This window comes from Streptomyces sp. SAI-135 (genome assembly GCF_029893805.1).
Taxonomy (GTDB): Bacteria; Actinomycetota; Actinomycetes; order Streptomycetales; family Streptomycetaceae; genus Streptomyces.
In genome coordinates, this window is record NZ_JARXYP010000002.1 from 6,498,119 (window position 1) to 6,513,721 (window position 15,603).

General features: G+C 70.3%; 18 protein-coding genes. 17 read left to right on the forward strand and 1 reads right to left on the reverse strand.

Annotation, left to right across the window (positions count from 1 at the left end; all coding sequences use genetic code 11):
- The first annotated feature begins 46 nt into the window (after positions 1 to 46).
- The 12 genes from rplS (at position 47) to M2163_RS34095 (ending at position 9,883) form a co-directional block, all read left to right on the forward strand.
- The gene (rplS, locus tag M2163_RS34040) at positions 47 to 397 is read left to right on the forward strand and encodes a 50S ribosomal protein L19 (protein WP_053848457.1); all 351 of its coding nucleotides are present in this window, start codon (positions 47 to 49) and stop codon (positions 395 to 397) included.
- 45 nt (positions 398 to 442) lie between these two features.
- Entirely contained in the window at positions 443 to 1,138 is a 696-nt protein-coding gene (gene lepB, locus M2163_RS34045) for a signal peptidase I (RefSeq protein WP_280849080.1), read from the forward strand.
- Positions 1,131 to 2,225 (forward strand): signal peptidase I, encoded by a 1,095-nt coding sequence (gene lepB, locus M2163_RS34050; RefSeq protein ID WP_280849079.1) that lies wholly within the window; start codon positions 1,131 to 1,133, stop codon positions 2,223 to 2,225. Before lepB (M2163_RS34045) ends, lepB (M2163_RS34050) begins: the two co-directional genes overlap by 8 nt.
- A complete protein-coding gene (gene lepB, locus M2163_RS34055) occupies positions 2,113 to 3,084 on the forward strand; it encodes a signal peptidase I (protein WP_280849078.1) in 972 nt (323 codons plus the stop codon). The genes lepB (M2163_RS34050) and lepB (M2163_RS34055) overlap by 113 nt, the downstream gene beginning before the upstream one ends.
- 114 nt (positions 3,085 to 3,198) lie before the next feature.
- Positions 3,199 to 3,972 (forward strand): signal peptidase I, encoded by a 774-nt coding sequence (gene lepB, locus M2163_RS34060; RefSeq protein ID WP_280849077.1) that lies wholly within the window; start codon positions 3,199 to 3,201, stop codon positions 3,970 to 3,972.
- The gene (locus tag M2163_RS34065) at positions 3,962 to 4,486 is read left to right on the forward strand and encodes an NUDIX hydrolase (RefSeq protein ID WP_280849076.1); all 525 of its coding nucleotides are present in this window, start codon (positions 3,962 to 3,964) and stop codon (positions 4,484 to 4,486) included. Before lepB (M2163_RS34060) ends, M2163_RS34065 begins: the two co-directional genes overlap by 11 nt.
- A gap of 56 nt (positions 4,487 to 4,542) precedes the next feature.
- The gene (locus M2163_RS34070; RefSeq protein WP_003965949.1) at positions 4,543 to 4,851 is read left to right on the forward strand and encodes a DUF2469 domain-containing protein; all 309 of its coding nucleotides are present in this window, start codon (positions 4,543 to 4,545) and stop codon (positions 4,849 to 4,851) included.
- 140 nt (positions 4,852 to 4,991) lie between these two features.
- Positions 4,992 to 5,354 carry a YraN family protein gene (locus M2163_RS34075; RefSeq protein WP_280849075.1) on the forward strand — a complete coding sequence of 121 codons (363 nt, stop codon included), beginning with the start codon at positions 4,992 to 4,994 and terminating at the stop codon, positions 5,352 to 5,354.
- A 1-nt stretch (position 5,355) separates the two neighbouring features.
- Positions 5,356 to 6,981, forward strand: a complete 1,626-nt coding sequence (locus tag M2163_RS34080) for a YifB family Mg chelatase-like AAA ATPase (protein WP_280895863.1) — start codon at positions 5,356 to 5,358, stop codon at positions 6,979 to 6,981.
- Positions 6,978 to 8,135, forward strand: a complete 1,158-nt coding sequence (gene dprA / locus M2163_RS34085; protein WP_280895864.1) for a DNA-processing protein DprA — start codon at positions 6,978 to 6,980, stop codon at positions 8,133 to 8,135. Before M2163_RS34080 ends, dprA begins: the two co-directional genes overlap by 4 nt.
- A 243-nt stretch (positions 8,136 to 8,378) precedes the next feature.
- Positions 8,379 to 9,221, forward strand: coding sequence for an RNA polymerase sigma factor WhiG (gene whiG / locus M2163_RS34090; protein WP_280849072.1), 843 nt, complete (start codon positions 8,379 to 8,381; stop codon positions 9,219 to 9,221).
- A gap of 104 nt (positions 9,222 to 9,325) precedes the next feature.
- Positions 9,326 to 9,883, forward strand: coding sequence for a TetR/AcrR family transcriptional regulator (locus M2163_RS34095; protein WP_280854080.1), 558 nt, complete (start codon positions 9,326 to 9,328; stop codon positions 9,881 to 9,883).
- Between the two features lie 82 nt (positions 9,884 to 9,965).
- Here M2163_RS34095 and M2163_RS34100 read toward each other — a convergent pair whose 3' ends face one another.
- Complete coding sequence (locus M2163_RS34100; RefSeq protein ID WP_280895865.1) at positions 9,966 to 10,538, reverse strand: M23 family metallopeptidase; 573 nt, start codon at positions 10,536 to 10,538, stop codon at positions 9,966 to 9,968.
- 272 nt (positions 10,539 to 10,810) lie between these two features.
- Between M2163_RS34100 and rpsB the strand changes: the two genes are divergently transcribed.
- The 5 genes from rpsB (at position 10,811) to M2163_RS34125 (ending at position 15,535) form a co-directional block, all read left to right on the forward strand.
- Positions 10,811 to 11,719, forward strand: a complete 909-nt coding sequence (gene rpsB / locus M2163_RS34105) for a 30S ribosomal protein S2 (RefSeq protein ID WP_280849070.1) — start codon at positions 10,811 to 10,813, stop codon at positions 11,717 to 11,719.
- Positions 11,720 to 11,877: 158 nt separating this feature from the next.
- On the forward strand, positions 11,878 to 12,714 hold the full coding sequence (gene tsf, locus M2163_RS34110; protein ID WP_280849069.1) for a translation elongation factor Ts: 837 nt from the start codon (positions 11,878 to 11,880) through the stop codon (positions 12,712 to 12,714).
- A 188-nt stretch (positions 12,715 to 12,902) separates the two neighbouring features.
- Positions 12,903 to 13,661 carry a UMP kinase gene (pyrH, locus tag M2163_RS34115; RefSeq protein ID WP_280849068.1) on the forward strand — a complete coding sequence of 253 codons (759 nt, stop codon included), beginning with the start codon at positions 12,903 to 12,905 and terminating at the stop codon, positions 13,659 to 13,661.
- Positions 13,662 to 13,808: 147 nt separating this feature from the next.
- Complete coding sequence (frr, locus tag M2163_RS34120) at positions 13,809 to 14,366, forward strand: ribosome recycling factor (RefSeq protein ID WP_280849067.1); 558 nt, start codon at positions 13,809 to 13,811, stop codon at positions 14,364 to 14,366.
- The gene (locus tag M2163_RS34125) at positions 14,366 to 15,535 is read left to right on the forward strand and encodes a phosphatidate cytidylyltransferase (RefSeq protein ID WP_280895866.1); all 1,170 of its coding nucleotides are present in this window, start codon (positions 14,366 to 14,368) and stop codon (positions 15,533 to 15,535) included. Before frr ends, M2163_RS34125 begins: the two co-directional genes overlap by 1 nt.
- Positions 15,536 to 15,603 lie beyond the last annotated feature (68 nt).

Consider the following 15,603-nt stretch of genomic DNA (forward strand, 5'->3'; position numbering starts at 1 on the left):
TAGCTACCGCCGATGACCTGTGGCATGGGCGAAGAAAGCAGACGAAATGTCTCACCTGCTCGACTCCGTCGACTCCGCGTCGCTGCGCAGCGACATCCCGGCCTTCCGCCCGGGTGACACCGTCAACGTCCACGTCCGCGTCATCGAGGGCAACCGCTCCCGTGTGCAGCAGTTCAAGGGCGTAGTCATCCGTCGTCAGGGCGCCGGTGTCCGCGAGACCTTCACGGTCCGCAAGGTCTCGTTCTCCGTGGGCGTCGAGCGCACCTTCCCGGTGCACACCCCGATCGTCGAGAAGATCGAGCTCGTCACCCGCGGTGACGTGCGCCGCGCCAAGCTGTACTACCTGCGCGAGCTCCGCGGCAAGGCCGCGAAGATCAAGGAGAAGCGCGAGAACTGAGCGCTTTTCGGACGTCACAGCGCGGCCGGATAGCATCTGGCCCCGATGGACACCGAAGCACAGCCGACGGAGCGCGACCGCTCCTCCCGCCCCGCCTCAGGGGCCGCGGAGGGACGGTCGCGTTTCGCGTTGGTGTCGAGAATCACCCAGTGGCTGCCCGGCGGCCGGATCTCCCTGGTCCTGCTGCTGTGCCTGGTCCTTCTCCTGCTGATCAGTACGTTCGTGGTCAAACCTTTCCAGATCCCCAGCGGATCCATGGAAAACGGATTGAGGATCGGGGACCGCGTTCTCGTAAATAGGTTCGCGTACCGTTTCGGTGCCGAGCCGCAGCGGGGAGATGTAGTCGTGTTCGACGGAAGCGGGTATTTCGGGGACGGGGACTACATCAAGCGTGTTGTCGGTGTGGGGGGAGACCATGTGGTCTGCTGCGACAAGAAGGGGAGGATCGAGGTGAACGGCCGGTCGGTCGACGAGTCGGGCTTCCTGTACCCCGGCGACAGCCCGTCCTCGGTGCCCTTCGAAGTCGAGGTGCCCGACGGCACCCTGTTCGTCCTCGGTGACCACCGCAGCGTCTCCAGCGACTCCCGGGACCATCTGGGCTCACCGGGCGGCGGCATGATCCCCGTCGACGACGTCCTCGGACGGGCCGACTGGATCATCTGGCCCGCCGGCCACGCCACCCGCCTGCACCGTTCCGCCGCCTACGCGCGCGTGCCCGCAGCGGAGGGCGCGCATGGGTAACCGGGGCAAACCCCGCGGTGTCGCGAGCACCGCGGCCGACAACCTGCTGCCCACCGGCGTACGGCGTTCCGCCAGCCCCTCGGGCGGCCGCTCACGCGCGGAGCGGCGCAAGCTCCAGCGCAAGGTCAAGCGGCGCAGAAGGCGCGGCGCGGTCAAGGAGATACCGCTCCTCGTCGGCGTGGCCGTCCTGATAGCCCTGGTCCTGAAGACGTTCCTCGTCCAGGCGTTCGTGATCCCGTCGGGCTCGATGGAGCAGACGATCCGGATCGGCGACCGGGTCCTGGTCGACAAGTTCACCCCGTGGTTCGGCTCCGAGCCCGAGCGCGGGGACGTCGTCGTCTTCAAGGATCCCGGCGGCTGGCTCCAGGACGAGCAGACCACGAAGAAGAAGGACGACCCCGTGGTCGTCAAGCAGGTCAAGGAGGGCCTCACCTTCATCGGCCTGCTGCCGTCGGACAACGAGAAGGACCTCATCAAGCGGGTCGTCGGGGTCGGCGGCGACCGGGTCAAGTGCTGTGACACCGAGGGACGGGTCACCGTCAACGGCGTCCCCCTGAGCGAGACGGACTACCTGTATCCCGGGAACGCCCCCTCCACCCAGCAGTTCGACGTCACCGTCCCCCAGGGGCGGCTGTGGGTGATGGGTGACCACCGTGCCAACTCCGCGGACTCCCGCTCGCACCAGGACACCGACTACGGCGGCACCGTGTCGCTGGACTCGGTGGTCGGACGGGCCCGGGTCATCGCATGGCCTTTCGGCCACTGGAGCATGCTGGACGAACCGAAAACTTACTCTTCCGTTGCCGACTCGGTGCCCGGGACGACCGCAGCCTCCCAGCCGTCGCTTAGGGTTGCTCAGGACGATCCGAACGAAGCGATCCAACTCCCGAGCCCTGCGGAACTCCCGCTCGTTATGGGAGTGGTGGGCCTGCGCCGTACCTGGGGCAGGCGGCGGCACAGAGTAAGGAGTTGGCGTGGGGGATGTGGCGGTTGGTGCACGATCCGGGCACGACGGCGAGGAGCACCGCGGACGCCCCGTGGACGCAGCCGGCCCGGCCGCGGACAGCGCCGTGACCTCCGGGAGTGACTCCGGGGCGACCGAGGACGGTACGGCGAGGGAGGCACGGGGCGGTGGGCCCGGGGACGCGGCCCCCAGGGTGAAGAAGCAGCGCTCCTTCTGGAAGGAGCTGCCCATCCTGATCGGTATCGCGCTCGTGCTGGCGCTGCTGATCAAGACGTTCCTGGTGCAGGCCTTCTCGATCCCGTCCGACTCGATGCAGAACACCCTCCAGCAGGGTGACCGGGTGCTGGTCGACAAGCTCACCCCGTGGTTCGGCTCCGAGCCCGAGCGCGGCGAGGTCGTGGTCTTCCACGACCCCGACAACTGGCTGGCTGGCGAGCCGACCGCGGACCCGAACGCCCTGCAGACCTTCCTCTCCTGGATCGGCCTGATGCCGTCCGCCGAGGAGAAGGACCTCATCAAGCGCGTCATCGGCGTCGGCGGCGACACGGTCTCCTGCGAGGGCACCGGCCCGCTGAAGGTCAACGGCAAGGCGCTGAGCGAGTCGTCGTACGTCTACGCCGGCAACACCCCGTGCAGCCAGGACGACCAGGGCGGCCAGTTCACCGTGAAGGTCCCCAAGGGCTACATCTGGGTGATGGGCGACCACCGGCAGAACTCCCGTGACTCGCGCTACAACCAGTCGGACAAGCACCACGGCATGGTCCCCGTCGACGACGTCGTGGGCCGCGCCATCGTGAAGGCCTGGCCGGTCAACCGCTGGGGCACGCTGCCCAAGCCGGACACCTTCGACCAGGCCGGCATCAACGACAAGTCGTCGGCCTCGGCGGCCCTGACGGTCGCGCCGCAGGGGATCGCCCTCGTCGGTGTGGTGCCGGTGGCGCTGTGGCGGCGCAGGAAGGCCGCGGTCGAGCGGACCCGCTGAGCCCTCCTCGCCGAGCGGCCTTCACCCACCTGGTGAAAGCTTTGCGGAGCTTGGTGCTCCGGCCGGTCGGGAGGGGCTGCCCCGGTCAGGTACCGCCGGGTAGGGTGCGGGTCCATGGGTGGCGAGAGCACTGCACGTACGGCCCCGCACAGGGGTGGCACCGACACGGGCCCGGTGGGCAGCCGGACCGGACAGCGACTGTCCGGACTGGCCGTCGCGCTGGGCATCGTGCTGTTCCTCGGGGGATTCGCCTGGGGAGCGGTGCTCTACCGGCCGTACACCGTGCCCACCAGTTCGATGACGCCCACGATCGACGCGGGCGACCGGGTGCTGGCGCAGCGCGTCGACGGCGACGAGATTCGCCGGGGTGACGTCGTCGTCTTCACCGACAAGACCTGGGTGAGCAACGCCCCTGTGGTCAAGCGCGTCGTCGCGGTCGGCGGCGACACGGTCTCCTGCTGCACGGACGGGAAGCTGACCGTCAACGGCAAGGCGATCGACGAGACCTACCTCAAGGGCGGGCCGGTCGAGGACAAGTCCATCCCGACCGTGAAGGTGCCCAAGGACCGACTGTTCCTGCTCGGTGACGAGCGCCAGGGCTCGCTGGACTCCTCGGCCCACCTCACCGACGCCGCCCAGGGCACCGTCGCGCGCTCCGCGGTGACCGCCCGTGTTGACGCCGTGGTCTGGCCCATGAAGGGCATGGTCGAGCGTCCCGCCGCCTTCGAGCCGCTCGGCGCGCTCTCCGCGCCCGGCCCGCTGCGTACGATCTTCATCATGATCGTCGCCGGCGCGGTGCTGGTGCTGGGCGGCGGTGCCTACGGGCCCGTGGCCAAGCTGTTCGCCAGGCGTTCCCAGGTCCGGACGGAGCCCGTCGGTGCCCGCTGAGGCGCCGGCCGCCTACGGGGAGCCGTCCGGGGGCGGACTGCGCAAGGTGGCCCGGGTGGTGCTGCTCGATCCCGAGGACCGCATCCTGCTGCTGCACGGGCACGAGCCGGACGATCCGTCCGACGACTGGTGGTTCACGCCCGGCGGCGGACTGGAGGGCGACGAGACCCGTGAAGAGGCCGCTCTGCGGGAACTCGCCGAGGAGACCGGCATCACCGAGGTGGAACTCGGGCCGGTGCTCTGGCGGCGGACGTGCTCGTTCCCGTTCGCGGGCCGTCGCTGGGACCAGGACGAGTGGTACTACCTGGCCCGTACGACGGTGACGGCCACCCGGGCCACGGCCCTGACCGACCTGGAGCGGCGCAGTGTCGCCGGAGCGCGCTGGTGGACGTGTCAGGAACTGACCCGGGCACATGAGACGGTGTATCCGACCAGACTCGCCGAGCTGCTGCGCAGGCTGCTCGACGAAGGTCCCCCGGCCGGGCCCGTGACCCTCGACACCGAAATCGTCTAGGTGCTGACGGGACTGGCGCACAATGGTGGGATCGCACGGCTGAAGGGGAACATGCCATGAGCGCCGAGGACCTCGAGAAGTACGAGACCGAGATGGAGCTGAAGCTCTACCGGGAGTACCGCGATGTCGTCGGTCTGTTCAAATACGTGATCGAGACCGAGCGGCGCTTCTACCTGACCAACGACTACGAGATGCAGGTGCACTCGGTCCAGGGTGAGGTGTTCTTCGAGGTGTCCATGGCGGATGCGTGGGTGTGGGACATGTATCGGCCGGCTCGCTTCGTGAAGCAGGTGCGGGTGTTGACGTTCAAGGACGTGAACATCGAGGAGCTGAACAAGAGCGATCTGGAGCTGCCGGGCGGGTGACGGCTGGTTTTTCGCCCAGATGAGTCGCGGGTGGTTTCGCCCGTGTGAGTGACGGGGTTTTCCACAACCGCTGAGTAGCCCACCAAGATCAACTCGGTGGGCGGGATTGCGTGATCGTCGGTGCCGGAGGTGGTGCCGACATGAACGCACGCAGTGCACTCGGCAGGTACGGCGAGAGTCTGGCCGCAAGGCGGCTGACCGAGGCCGGGATGACGGTCCTGGAGCGCAACTGGCGCTGTGGCAGGACGGGCGAGATCGACATCGTGGCGCGGGAGGGCGAGGTCCTCGTCGTCTGCGAGGTCAAGACGCGCCGGACGGGTGCCTTCGAGCATCCGATGGCCGCGGTGACCCCCGAGAAGGCGGAGCGCCTGCGGTGTCTCGCCGCCTGCTGGATCCACGCCCACGGAGGAGCGCCACCGGGAGGCGTCCGCATCGATCTGGTGGGCGTCGTCCTGCCCCGGCGCGGGGCGCCCGTGGTCGAGCACGCGCGGGGGGTGGCCTGAGATGGGGTTCGCACGTACGTGCTCGGTGGCGCTGGTGGGCGTCGAGGGGGTCGTGGTCGAGGTCCAGGCGGACCTGGAGCCCGGGGTCGCGGCCTTCACCCTGGTGGGGCTGCCGGACAAGAGCTTGACGGAGAGCCGGGACCGGGTGCGGGCCGCCGTCGTGAACTCGGGGGCCGAGTGGCCGCAGAAGAAGCTCACGGTGGGGCTCAGTCCGGCGTCGGTGCCCAAGGCGGGTTCCGGGTTCGACCTCGCCGTCGCGTGTGCGGTGCTCGGCGCCTGCGAGCGGATCGACCCGCGGGTGCTCGCCGACATCGTGATGATCGGGGAGCTGGGTCTGGACGGCCGGGTGCGCCCGGTCCGGGGCATCCTGCCCGCGGTGCTGGCCGCCGCGGACGCGGGCTACGTCCAGGTCGTGGTGCCGGAGTGCGCCGCGGCCGAGGCCTCACTGGTGCCCGGGGTCTCCGTGCTGGGCGTGCGCAGTCTCCGCCAGCTGATCGCGGTCCTCGCGGACGAACCGGTGCCCGACGAGGAGCCGCACGAGCCGGGCCGCCCCGATCCACTGCTGGCCGGCCTGCGGGTGCCGGGCACCGGGGCCGCCACCGGCATGCACAGCGCCGGAGCCGCGCAGCAGGACCACGGCCACGACCTGGCCGATGTCGTCGGACAGACCTCGGCGCGGACGGCCGTGGAGGTCGCGGCGGCCGGTGGCCATCACCTGTTCCTGGAGGGACCGCCCGGCGCAGGCAAGACCATGCTCGCCGAACGGCTGCCCGCCGTGCTGCCCCGGCTCGCCCGGGAGGAGTCGCTCGAGGTCACGGCGGTGCACTCGGTGGCCGGTCTGCTGCCACCGGGCAAGCCCCTGATCGACGCCGCGCCCTACTGCGCGCCGCACCACTCGGCCACCATGCAGGCGCTGGTCGGCGGCGGCCCCGGGGTCGCCCGTCCCGGGGCGGTGTCCCTGTCCCATCGGGGAGTCCTCTTCCTGGACGAGACACCCGAGTTCAGCACCCAGGCCCTCGACGCGCTGCGGCAGCCACTGGAGGCGGGGCACGTGGTGATCGCGCGCAGCGCGGGCGTCGTACGGTTCCCCGCGAAGTTCCTGATGGTGCTCGCGGCCAACCCCTGCCCCTGCGGCCGCTTCTCGCAGACCGACGACTTCTGCGAGTGCCCGCCCTCGGCGGTCCGGCGCTACCAGGCCCGGCTCTCCGGTCCGCTGCTCGACCGGGTCGACCTGCGGGTGCAGGTGGACCGTGTCACGCGGGACCAGCTTGCCGGGCGCGGGGCCCGGGGCGAGTCGACCGCGGTGGTCGCGGACCGGGTACGGGCCGCCAGGGAACGCGCGGCGACGCGCTTCGCCGGAACCCCGTGGCGGACCAACAGCGAGGTGCCCGGACGCGAGCTGCGCAGCCGCTGGCACGCCGTGTCCGGGGCGATGGACGAGGCAGAGCGCAATCTGGAGCGGGGCGTCCTGACCGCCCGGGGACTCGACCGCGTCCTGCGTGTCGCCTGGACGGTCGCGGACCTGGTCGGACACGACCGCCCGGACGCGACGGACGTCGCCCTGGCCCTGCAACTGCGTACCGGCGTGCCCCGGGGCGTGCCGATGGCCATCGGGGCGTCGGCATGACCGCCGACGAACCCGACGGCGAACTGCTCGACCGCGTCTTCCTCGCCCGGGTCACCGAACCCGGCGACGAGGTCGCGGGGCGGTGGGTCCGGGAGCGGGGTGTCCAGGAGGTGGCCGCCCGGCTGCGCGGGGACGGGGAGCCGCTGCCCGGCGTGAGCGAGAAGCGGTGGGGCGGAATGCGGGCGAGGGCCGCGGTGGCCGCGCCGCGCCGGGATCTCGACGTCGCCCACGAAGCCGGTGCGCGGTTCGTCGTGCCCGGGGGAGCGGAGTGGCCGGGACAGCTCGACGACCTCGGTGACGCGCGACCGCTGGGACTGTGGGTACGGGGACGGCCCAGCCTGCGGATGTGGGCGCTGCGGTCCGTCGCGCTCGTGGGGGCCCGGGCCTGTACCGAGTACGGGGCCCACATGGCGGCCGCCCTCGCCACCGGGCTCGCCGAGCTGGGGTGGGTCGTCGTGTCCGGCGGGGCCTACGGAGTCGACGGTGCCGCCCACCGCGGTGCCCTCGGCGCGGGCGGCGCCACCGTCGCCGTCCTGGCCTGCGGGGTCGACCGGCCCTACCCGCGCGGACACACCCAGTTGATCACCAGGATCGCGGAACAGGGCCTGGTGATCGGGGAGTTGCCGCCCGGCGATCATCCGACACCCAGCAGATTCGTGCTGCGCAACCGGGTGATCGCCGCCCTCACCCGCGGCACCGTGGTCGTCGAGGCCGCCCACCGCAGCGGCTCCCTCGTCACCGCACGGGCGGCCCAGCGGCTGGGCCGTCACACGATGGGGGTGCCCGGACCCGCCACCAGCAGCCTGTCCGCCGGGGTGCACGAGCTGCTGCGCGGGGAGGCCACGCTGGTCACGGACGCCGCGGAAGTCGTGGAGCTGGTCGGCGACATGGGGGAGCTGGCCCCCGACCGGCGCGGACCGGTGCTGCCGCGGGATCTGCTGGCCCCGGCGGCACGCAGGGTCCTGTCCGCGCTGCCCGCGCGGCGGGAGTCCGGCGCGGCCGAGATCGCGCGCGGTGCGCAGACGACAGAGGACGACGCCGTCGCGAGACTGTACGAACTCCGTGCACTTGGTTACGTCGAACGACACGGCGACGGCTGGAAGTTGACACGCCAGGCGATGATCTCGGTCCGGGGTGGCCGCGAGCCGTGTTGACCGAGCGTGTTCGGCCGTCCGGGGGAACCCCGAAATCCTTGGGAATTACCGCAGTTGGGGTGTTCGGTTGATCACACAGGGTGGCGGCCGCGCCGCGCGGACACGGCCCGCGGAACGCGCCCGCGCGCGGATCCCGGCACGCTGTTTGCGCACTGCGACTCCTCAGTCACGCTACGCTCACGGGGATTCCGATGCACTTCACGTACAACGCGTACTTCACGGCAGAACGGCACAAGGCGACGAATGCCCCAGCACACTTCCGGGTCCGACCGGGCGGCGATTCCCCAGGCCGCCCGTGACGGTGGCAGCGTGCGGCCGCCCGCTCCCTCGACGCTCGACGAGTTGTGGCGGTCGTACAAGTCCACGGGAGACGAGCGGCTGCGAGAGCAGCTGATCCTGCACTACTCACCGCTCGTGAAGTACGTCGCCGGGCGGGTGAGCGTCGGCCTGCCGGCCAATGTCGAGCAGGCGGACTTCGTCTCCTCGGGGGTCTTCGGGCTCATCGACGCGATCGAGAAGTTCGACGTCGACCGGGAGATCAAGTTCGAGACGTACGCGATCACCCGGATCCGGGGCGCGATGATCGACGAACTGCGGGCGCTGGACTGGATCCCGCGGTCCGTACGGCAGAAGGCGCGCAACGTCGAACGGGCGTACGCGACGCTGGAGGCGCGGCTGCGCCGGACGCCGACGGAGGGGGAGGTCGCCGGCGAGCTGGGCATCGCGGTGGACGATCTGCACGCGGTCTTCAGCCAGTTGTCGTTGGCCAACGTGGTGGCGCTGGAGGAGCTCCTGCACGTCGGCGGCGAGGGCGGCGGCCGGCTGAGCCTGATGGACACGCTGGAGGACACCGCCGCGGACAACCCCGTGGAGGTCGCCGAGGACCGAGAGCTCAGACGGTTCCTCGCGCGGGCCATCAACACGCTGCCCGAGCGGGAGAAGACCGTCGTGACCCTGTACTACTACGAGGGCCTCACGCTCGCCGAGATCGGGAACGTACTGGGAGTGACCGAGAGCCGGGTCAGCCAGATCCACACCAAGTCCGTCCTGCAGCTGCGGGCGAAGCTGGCCGGTTTTGGTCGCTGACCTGGTCGTACGGCTCGTCTGTCGCGGCTGGTCGGGGGAGTGACTCCCGTCGGCACCGGCGCGTCCGTACAGTGGTTGACGTGCCAAGGATTCGAGCGGCCTCCGTGGCCGAGCACCGGTCGATGCAGCGAGCCGCCCTGCTGGACGCGGCTCGTTCTCTGCTGTCCGAGGGCGGGACGGAGGCGCTGACCTTCCCGGCTCTCGCCGAGCGGACGGGCCTCGCGCGCTCGTCCGTGTACGAGTACTTCCGGTCGCGGGCCGCCGTGGTCGAGGAGCTGTGCCAGGTCGACTTCCCGGTGTGGGCCGCGGAGGTGTCGGCGGCGATGGAGCGTGCGCCCTCCTCCGAGGGCAAGGTCGAGGCGTATGTGCGACAGCAGCTGGCGCTGGTGGGCGACCGGCGGCACCGGGCCGTCGTCGCCATCTCCGCCAGTGAGCTGGACGCGGGGGCGCGGGAGAAGATCCGGGCGGCGCACGGAGGGCTGGTGGCGATGATCGTCTCGGCGCTCGAGGAGATGGGGCACGCGCAGCCCCGGCTGGCGGCGATGCTGGTGCAGGGAGTCGTGGACGCGGCGGTGCGGAGGATCGAGCTGGGGGCGGCGGAGGAGCCTTCGGTGATCACCGAGGCCGCGGTCTCGATGGCGCTGCGGGGTGTGCGGGGCTGAGGGTGGGGTGGGCTCGCTCGCCGGCGCTCGCCCGGTGCCGCTGCGCCCACCCGTGCCGCCCCGGCGGCACGACTGCCCGCAGCTAGGGCAGAGGAACTCCGAGGACGGGGAGCAGTCTCGACGGCCCCCTGCGCAGGAGCCAGGGCGGTAGCAGGGACAGTGGGTCCAGGTAGGTCTCGCCCCTTCTCAAACCCCAGTGGACGCATGCGGTCATGCAGTGGGAACCCGTCGCGTCCACCGTGCCGATCACCTCGCCCGCCTCCACCTCGGCGCCCCTGTGCACCGGCGCCGTCACCGGCTCGTAGGTCGTTCGAAGGTCTGTGCCCGTCAGTTCCACGGACACCACACCCTTCCCCGCCACCTTGCCCGCGAAGGAGATCCGGCCGGCTGCCACTGCCCGTACCGGTGTTCCGGCGGGTGCCGCCAGGTCCACGCCCCGGTGGCCGCGGCCGTACACCGTCGCCGGGGGCTCCCAGCCCCGCAGGACCGCCGGGCGGGCGCCCACCGGCCAGGTGCGGCCGATCGCCGGTACCGAGGGGTCCGTGGCCGCCGGGGTGAGAAGGGGGGGCCCGGGCGTGGGGGCCGGTGGTGCCAGGAACAGCAGAAAGCCCAGCACCAGCCACGTAAGCCATCGCCCGCATCGCTTCGCTCGCATGCGGAAACAGTCCCGTACCCGCACCGATCATGGCCGGGACCTGTGGACTGCTCCCCGGTTGTGGACAGCGGCGTCACCCGGTACCTCGCCGGTCCCGTACACTTCTTCTGGCGATCCGGGTCACCGGGTCGACTTCGCACGCCCCGACATCAGGCCGTCACGCGGTCGGTGTCAGCGCCTCTCGGTCCTTTGCGGCAAGGCGCGTCGCGGGCGTCAGGCGCGGGTGCCTTCCGGTACCCGCGGTACAACCGAGAACACCAAGGAGAACGGCCATGGCCGTCGTCACGATGCGGGAGCTGCTGGAGAGCGGCGTCCACTTCGGTCACCAGACCCGTCGTTGGAACCCGAAGATGAAGCGCTTCATCTTCACGGAGCGCAACGGCATCTACATCATCGACCTGCTCCAGTCGCTGTCGTACATCGACCGCGCCTACGAGTTCGTCAAGGAGACCGTCGCCCACGGCGGCACGGTCATGTTCGTCGGCACGAAGAAGCAGGCGCAGGAGGCCATCGCCGAGCAGGCCACCCGCGTCGGCATGCCCTACGTCAACCAGCGCTGGCTGGGCGGCATGCTCACCAACTTCTCGACCGTCTACAAGCGTCTGCAGCGCCTCAAGGAGCTCGAGCAGATCGACTTCGAGGACGTCGCCGCTTCGGGTCTGACCAAGAAGGAGCTCCTGGTCCTCTCGCGTGAGAAGGCCAAGCTCGAGAAGACCCTCGGTGGTATCCGCGAGATGCAGAAGGTGCCCAGCGCCGTCTGGATCGTGGACACCAAGAAGGAGCACATCGCGGTCGGCGAGGCCCGGAAGCTCAACATCCCGGTCGTCGCGATCCTCGACACCAACTGCGACCCCGACGAGGTCGACTACAAGATCCCGGGCAACGACGACGCGATCCGCTCCGTCACCCTGCTCACCCGTGTGATTGCCGACGCCGTCGCCGAGGGCCTCATCAGCCGCTCGCGCGTCGCCACCGGTGACAAGGGCGAGAAGGCCGCGGGCGAGCCGCTCGCCGAGTGGGAGCGCGACCTGCTCGAGGGTGGCGAGAAGAAGGCCGAGGAGACCCCGGCCGCTGAGGCTCCCGCCGCCGAGGCCGCTGAGGCCCCGGCCGCCGAGGAAGCCCCCGCTGCTGAGGCTCCCGCCGCCGAGGCCGCTCCGGCCGCGGACGCCGAGCAGGCCTGACCCGTCAGCGTCAGGGGTGACGGCGGGAGCGGGGGCAGCAACTCCGCTCCCGCCGTTCACCCGTAGGTCAGCGGAGAGTCTGCGGCCCCGTGTCAGATGGGGACCGCGGACCCCGTAGATCTTCGATCTTCCAGACTTCGAGAAAGATTCACAGACTCATGGCGAACTACACCGCCGCCGACGTCAAGAAGCTCCGTGAGCTCACGGGCGCCGGCATGATGGACTGCAAGAAGGCGCTGGACGAGGCCGAGGGCGACGTCGAGAAGGCCGTCGAGGCGCTCCGGATCAAGGGCCAGAAGGGCGTCGCCAAGCGCGAGGGCCGCTCCGCCGAGAACGGCGCCGTGGTCTCGATCATCGCCGACGACAACTCCTCCGGTGTCCTGGTCGAGCTGAAGTGCGAGACGGACTTCGTCGCCAAGGGCGAGAAGTTCCAGGCCGTGGCCAACCAGATCGCGCAGCACGTCGCCGCGACCTCCCCGGCCGACCTGGAGGCCCTGCTCGCCTCCGAGATCGAGGCCGGCAAGACCGTGCAGGCGTTCGTGGACGAGGCCAACGCCAACCTCGGCGAGAAGATCGTCCTGGACCGCTTCGCGCAGTTCGCCGACGGCTACGTGACCGCGTACATGCACCGCACGATGCCCGACCTGCCCCCGCAGATCGGTGTCCTCGTCGAGCTGGACAAGCCGGACGCGGAGACCGCTCGCGGTGTCGCCCAGCACATCGCCGCCTTCGCGCCGAAGTACCTCTCCAAGGAGGACGTGCCGGCCGAGGTCGTCGAGTCCGAGCGCCGCATCGCCGAGGAGACCACCCGCGCCGAGGGCAAGCCCGAGGCCGCGATCGCCAAGATCGTCGAGGGTCGCGTCAACGGCTTCTTCAAGGACGCCACGCTGCTCGGTCAGCCGTACGCGCTCGACCCCAAGAAGTCGGTCCAGAAGGTCCTGGACGAGGCCGGTGTCACCCTGAAGCGCTTCACGCGTATCAAGGTCGGCATCTGAGTCCGTACCGCGAGCGACGCGCGGGCCCTATAGGGTCGTCAGCAGTCGTCCGGTACGCCGCCACGCGCGCGCGTGGCGGACGACAGCAGATCTGACGAGGAGGCCATTGCCGAGCATGGGATGCGAACCAGTTCCCAACCGGCAGTGGCCTCCTCGTATGTGCAACAGGTGAAAGAGGCGGGATCCCCATGACCACCAAGGCCCAGAAGAGCGACGACGGCAAAGTACGCGGCCGGTTTCTGCTGAAGCTGTCCGGAGAGGCGTTCGCCGGTGGCGGGGGCCTGGGTGTGGACCCCGACGTGGTGCACAAGATCGCCCGTGAGATCGCCGCCGTCGTCCGGGACGGCGCCGAGATCGCGGTTGTCATCGGCGGCGGAAACTTCTTCCGCGGTGCCGAACTCCAGCAGCGCGGCATGGACCGCGCCCGCTCGGACTACATGGGCATGCTCGGCACCGTGATGAACTGCCTCGCCCTCCAGGACTTCCTGGAGAAGGAGGGCATCGACAGCCGGGTGCAGACCGCCATCACCATGGGCCAGGTCGCCGAGCCCTACATCCCGCTGCGCGCCGTGCGCCACCTGGAGAAGGGCCGCGTGGTCATCTTCGGCGCCGGTATGGGCATGCCGTACTTCTCCACCGACACCACCGCCGCGCAGCGCGCCCTGGAGATCGACGCCGAGGCGCTGCTCATGGGCAAGAACGGCGTGGACGGGGTCTACGACTCCGACCCGAAGACCAACCCCGACGCGGTCAAGTTCGACTCCCTGGGATACGGCGAGGTCATCACGCGTGACCTGAAGGTGGCCGACGCCACGGCCGTCACGCTGTGCCGCGACAACAGGCTCCCGATCCTGGTGTTCGAGCTCCTGGCGGAGGGAAATATCGCGCGAGCCGTCAAGGGTGAGAAGATCGGCACGCTTGTGGGTGAGCAGGGCAGCCGGGACTGACCCGGGACACACCCGGTCCCTGACCGGGGGATGGACAATGTCCTGCCGGTCGGGAACCGTGCAGGAAGAAGACGCGACGCAGCCGGCCGCCGCCCCCAGGCACATGGAACAGCAGCCGGGCCTACTCAAGACACGCAGGAGCAAGTGGTGATCGAAGAGACCCTCCTCGAGGCCGAGGAGAAGATGGAGAAGGCCGTCGTGGTCGCCAAGGAGGACTTCGCCGCGATCCGCACCGGGCGTGCGCACCCGGCGATGTTCAACAAGATCGTGGCCGACTACTACGGTGCGCCGACGCCGATCAACCAGCTGGCTTCGTTCTCCGTGCCGGAGCCGCGCATGGCCGTGGTGACCCCGTTCGACAAGACCGCGCTGCGCAACATCGAACAGGCGATCCGCGACTCCGACCTGGGCGTCAACCCGAGCAACGACGGCAACATCATCCGCGTGACGTTCCCCGAGCTCACCGAGGAGCGCCGCCGCGACTACATCAAGGTGGCCCGGGGCAAGGCCGAGGACTCGCGCGTGTCCATCCGCTCGGTCCGCCGCAAGGCCAAGGACGCGATCGACAAGCTCGTCAAGGACGGCGAGGTCGGCGAGGACGAGGGCCGCCGTGCGGAGAAGGAGCTCGACGACGCGACGCACAAGTACGTCGCTCAGGTGGACGAGCTCCTCAAGCACAAGGAAGCGGAGCTGCTCGAGGTCTGATGAACGACTCTTCCTGGGCGACGCCGCCAGACGCCGGGTACTGGGGGCCGACCGACCAGGGGCCTGTCCAGGGGGCTGCCCCGGCGGGTCCCGCGTACGATGCGCATGACGCGCAGCACACTCGCCCCATGCCCATCGTGCCCGACGGACCCGCCGCACCCCGATACGGCGACGACCAGGATGACGACCGGGGGGCCGCTCGGCTGAGCGGTCCCTTGTTCCGGGACGAGACGTTCCGGAGCGATACGTTCCGCGAAGAGACCGCATCGGCGCAGCCCTACCCGGCGGCACCGCAGACGCAGAATCCGGAGCCCATGCCCGACTCCTCGCAGCCGGCGCCCGCGCCGCAGAAGAAGAGCGCGGGGCGGGACCTGGGCGCGGCCATAGGGGTCGGGGTCGGGCTCGGCGTGGTGATCATCGCGTCGCTGTTCTTCGTCAAGGCGGCGTTCGTCGGCGTGATAGCGGTCGCCGTCGTGGTCGGACTGTGGGAGCTGACGAAGCGGCTGGAGGAGCGCAAGGGCATCAAGGCGCCGCTCGTGCCGCTGGCGCTCGGTGGGGCCGCGATGGTCGTCTCCGGGTACGTCCGGGGCGCGGAGGGCGCGTGGGTGGCCATGGCGCTCACGGCTCTGGCGGTCCTGGTCTGGCGGATGACGGAGCCGCCGGAGGGCTACCTCAAGGACGTCACGGCGGGTGTCTTCGCGGCCTTCTACGTCCCGTTCCTGGCCACGTTCGTCGCCATGATGCTCACGGCCGAGGACGGGGCGGCACGTGTCCTGACCTTCCTGCTCCTGACGGTCGTCAGCGACACCGGCGCCTACGCGGTCGGCTGGCGCTTCGGCACCCACAAGCTCGCGCCGCGCATCAGCCCCGGCAAGACCCGGGAGGGCCTGGTCGGAGCGGTGGCGTTCGCCATGGCGGCGGGCGCGCTGTGCATGGAGTTCCTGATCGACGACGGCGCGTGGTGGCAGGGCCTGCTGCTCGGGCTCGCGGTCGCGGCCAGCGCGACGCTGGGTGACCTCGGCGAGTCGATGATCAAGCGGGACCTCGGCATCAAGGACATGGGTACGCTGCTGCCGGGCCACGGCGGCATCATGGACCGCCTGGACTCCCTGCTGCCGACGGCACCGGTGGTGTGGCTGCTGCTGGTGCTGTTCGTGGGCTCGGGCTGACCTTCCCCGTACGGCTTTACGGCCCCCGTCCTGTTCTCAGGGCGGGGGCCTAGTCGTTGGAGTCGCGT

Excerpts from the sequence above, each read along its gene's own strand:
- M2163_RS34100 (WP_280895865.1), bottom strand. The coding sequence starts at position 10,538 with ATGCGAGCGAAGCGATGCGGGCGATGGCTTACGTGGCTGGTGCTGGGC.
- dprA (WP_280895864.1), top strand. The coding sequence starts at position 6,978 with ATGACCGCCGACGAACCCGACGGCGAACTGCTCGACCGCGTCTTCCTC.
- lepB (WP_280849077.1), top strand. The coding sequence starts at position 3,199 with ATGGGTGGCGAGAGCACTGCACGTACGGCCCCGCACAGGGGTGGCACC.
- rpsB (WP_280849070.1), top strand. The coding sequence starts at position 10,811 with ATGGCCGTCGTCACGATGCGGGAGCTGCTGGAGAGCGGCGTCCACTTC.
- tsf (WP_280849069.1), top strand. The coding sequence starts at position 11,878 with ATGGCGAACTACACCGCCGCCGACGTCAAGAAGCTCCGTGAGCTCACG.
- pyrH (WP_280849068.1), top strand. The coding sequence starts at position 12,903 with ATGACCACCAAGGCCCAGAAGAGCGACGACGGCAAAGTACGCGGCCGG.
- M2163_RS34080 (WP_280895863.1), top strand. The coding sequence starts at position 5,356 with ATGGGGTTCGCACGTACGTGCTCGGTGGCGCTGGTGGGCGTCGAGGGG.
- lepB (WP_280849079.1), top strand. The coding sequence starts at position 1,131 with ATGGGTAACCGGGGCAAACCCCGCGGTGTCGCGAGCACCGCGGCCGAC.
- M2163_RS34125 (WP_280895866.1), top strand. The coding sequence starts at position 14,366 with ATGAACGACTCTTCCTGGGCGACGCCGCCAGACGCCGGGTACTGGGGG.
- rplS (WP_053848457.1), top strand. The coding sequence starts at position 47 with ATGTCTCACCTGCTCGACTCCGTCGACTCCGCGTCGCTGCGCAGCGAC.
- lepB (WP_280849080.1), top strand. The coding sequence starts at position 443 with ATGGACACCGAAGCACAGCCGACGGAGCGCGACCGCTCCTCCCGCCCC.
- whiG (WP_280849072.1), top strand. The coding sequence starts at position 8,379 with ATGCCCCAGCACACTTCCGGGTCCGACCGGGCGGCGATTCCCCAGGCC.
- M2163_RS34070 (WP_003965949.1), top strand. The coding sequence starts at position 4,543 with ATGAGCGCCGAGGACCTCGAGAAGTACGAGACCGAGATGGAGCTGAAG.
- M2163_RS34075 (WP_280849075.1), top strand. The coding sequence starts at position 4,992 with ATGAACGCACGCAGTGCACTCGGCAGGTACGGCGAGAGTCTGGCCGCA.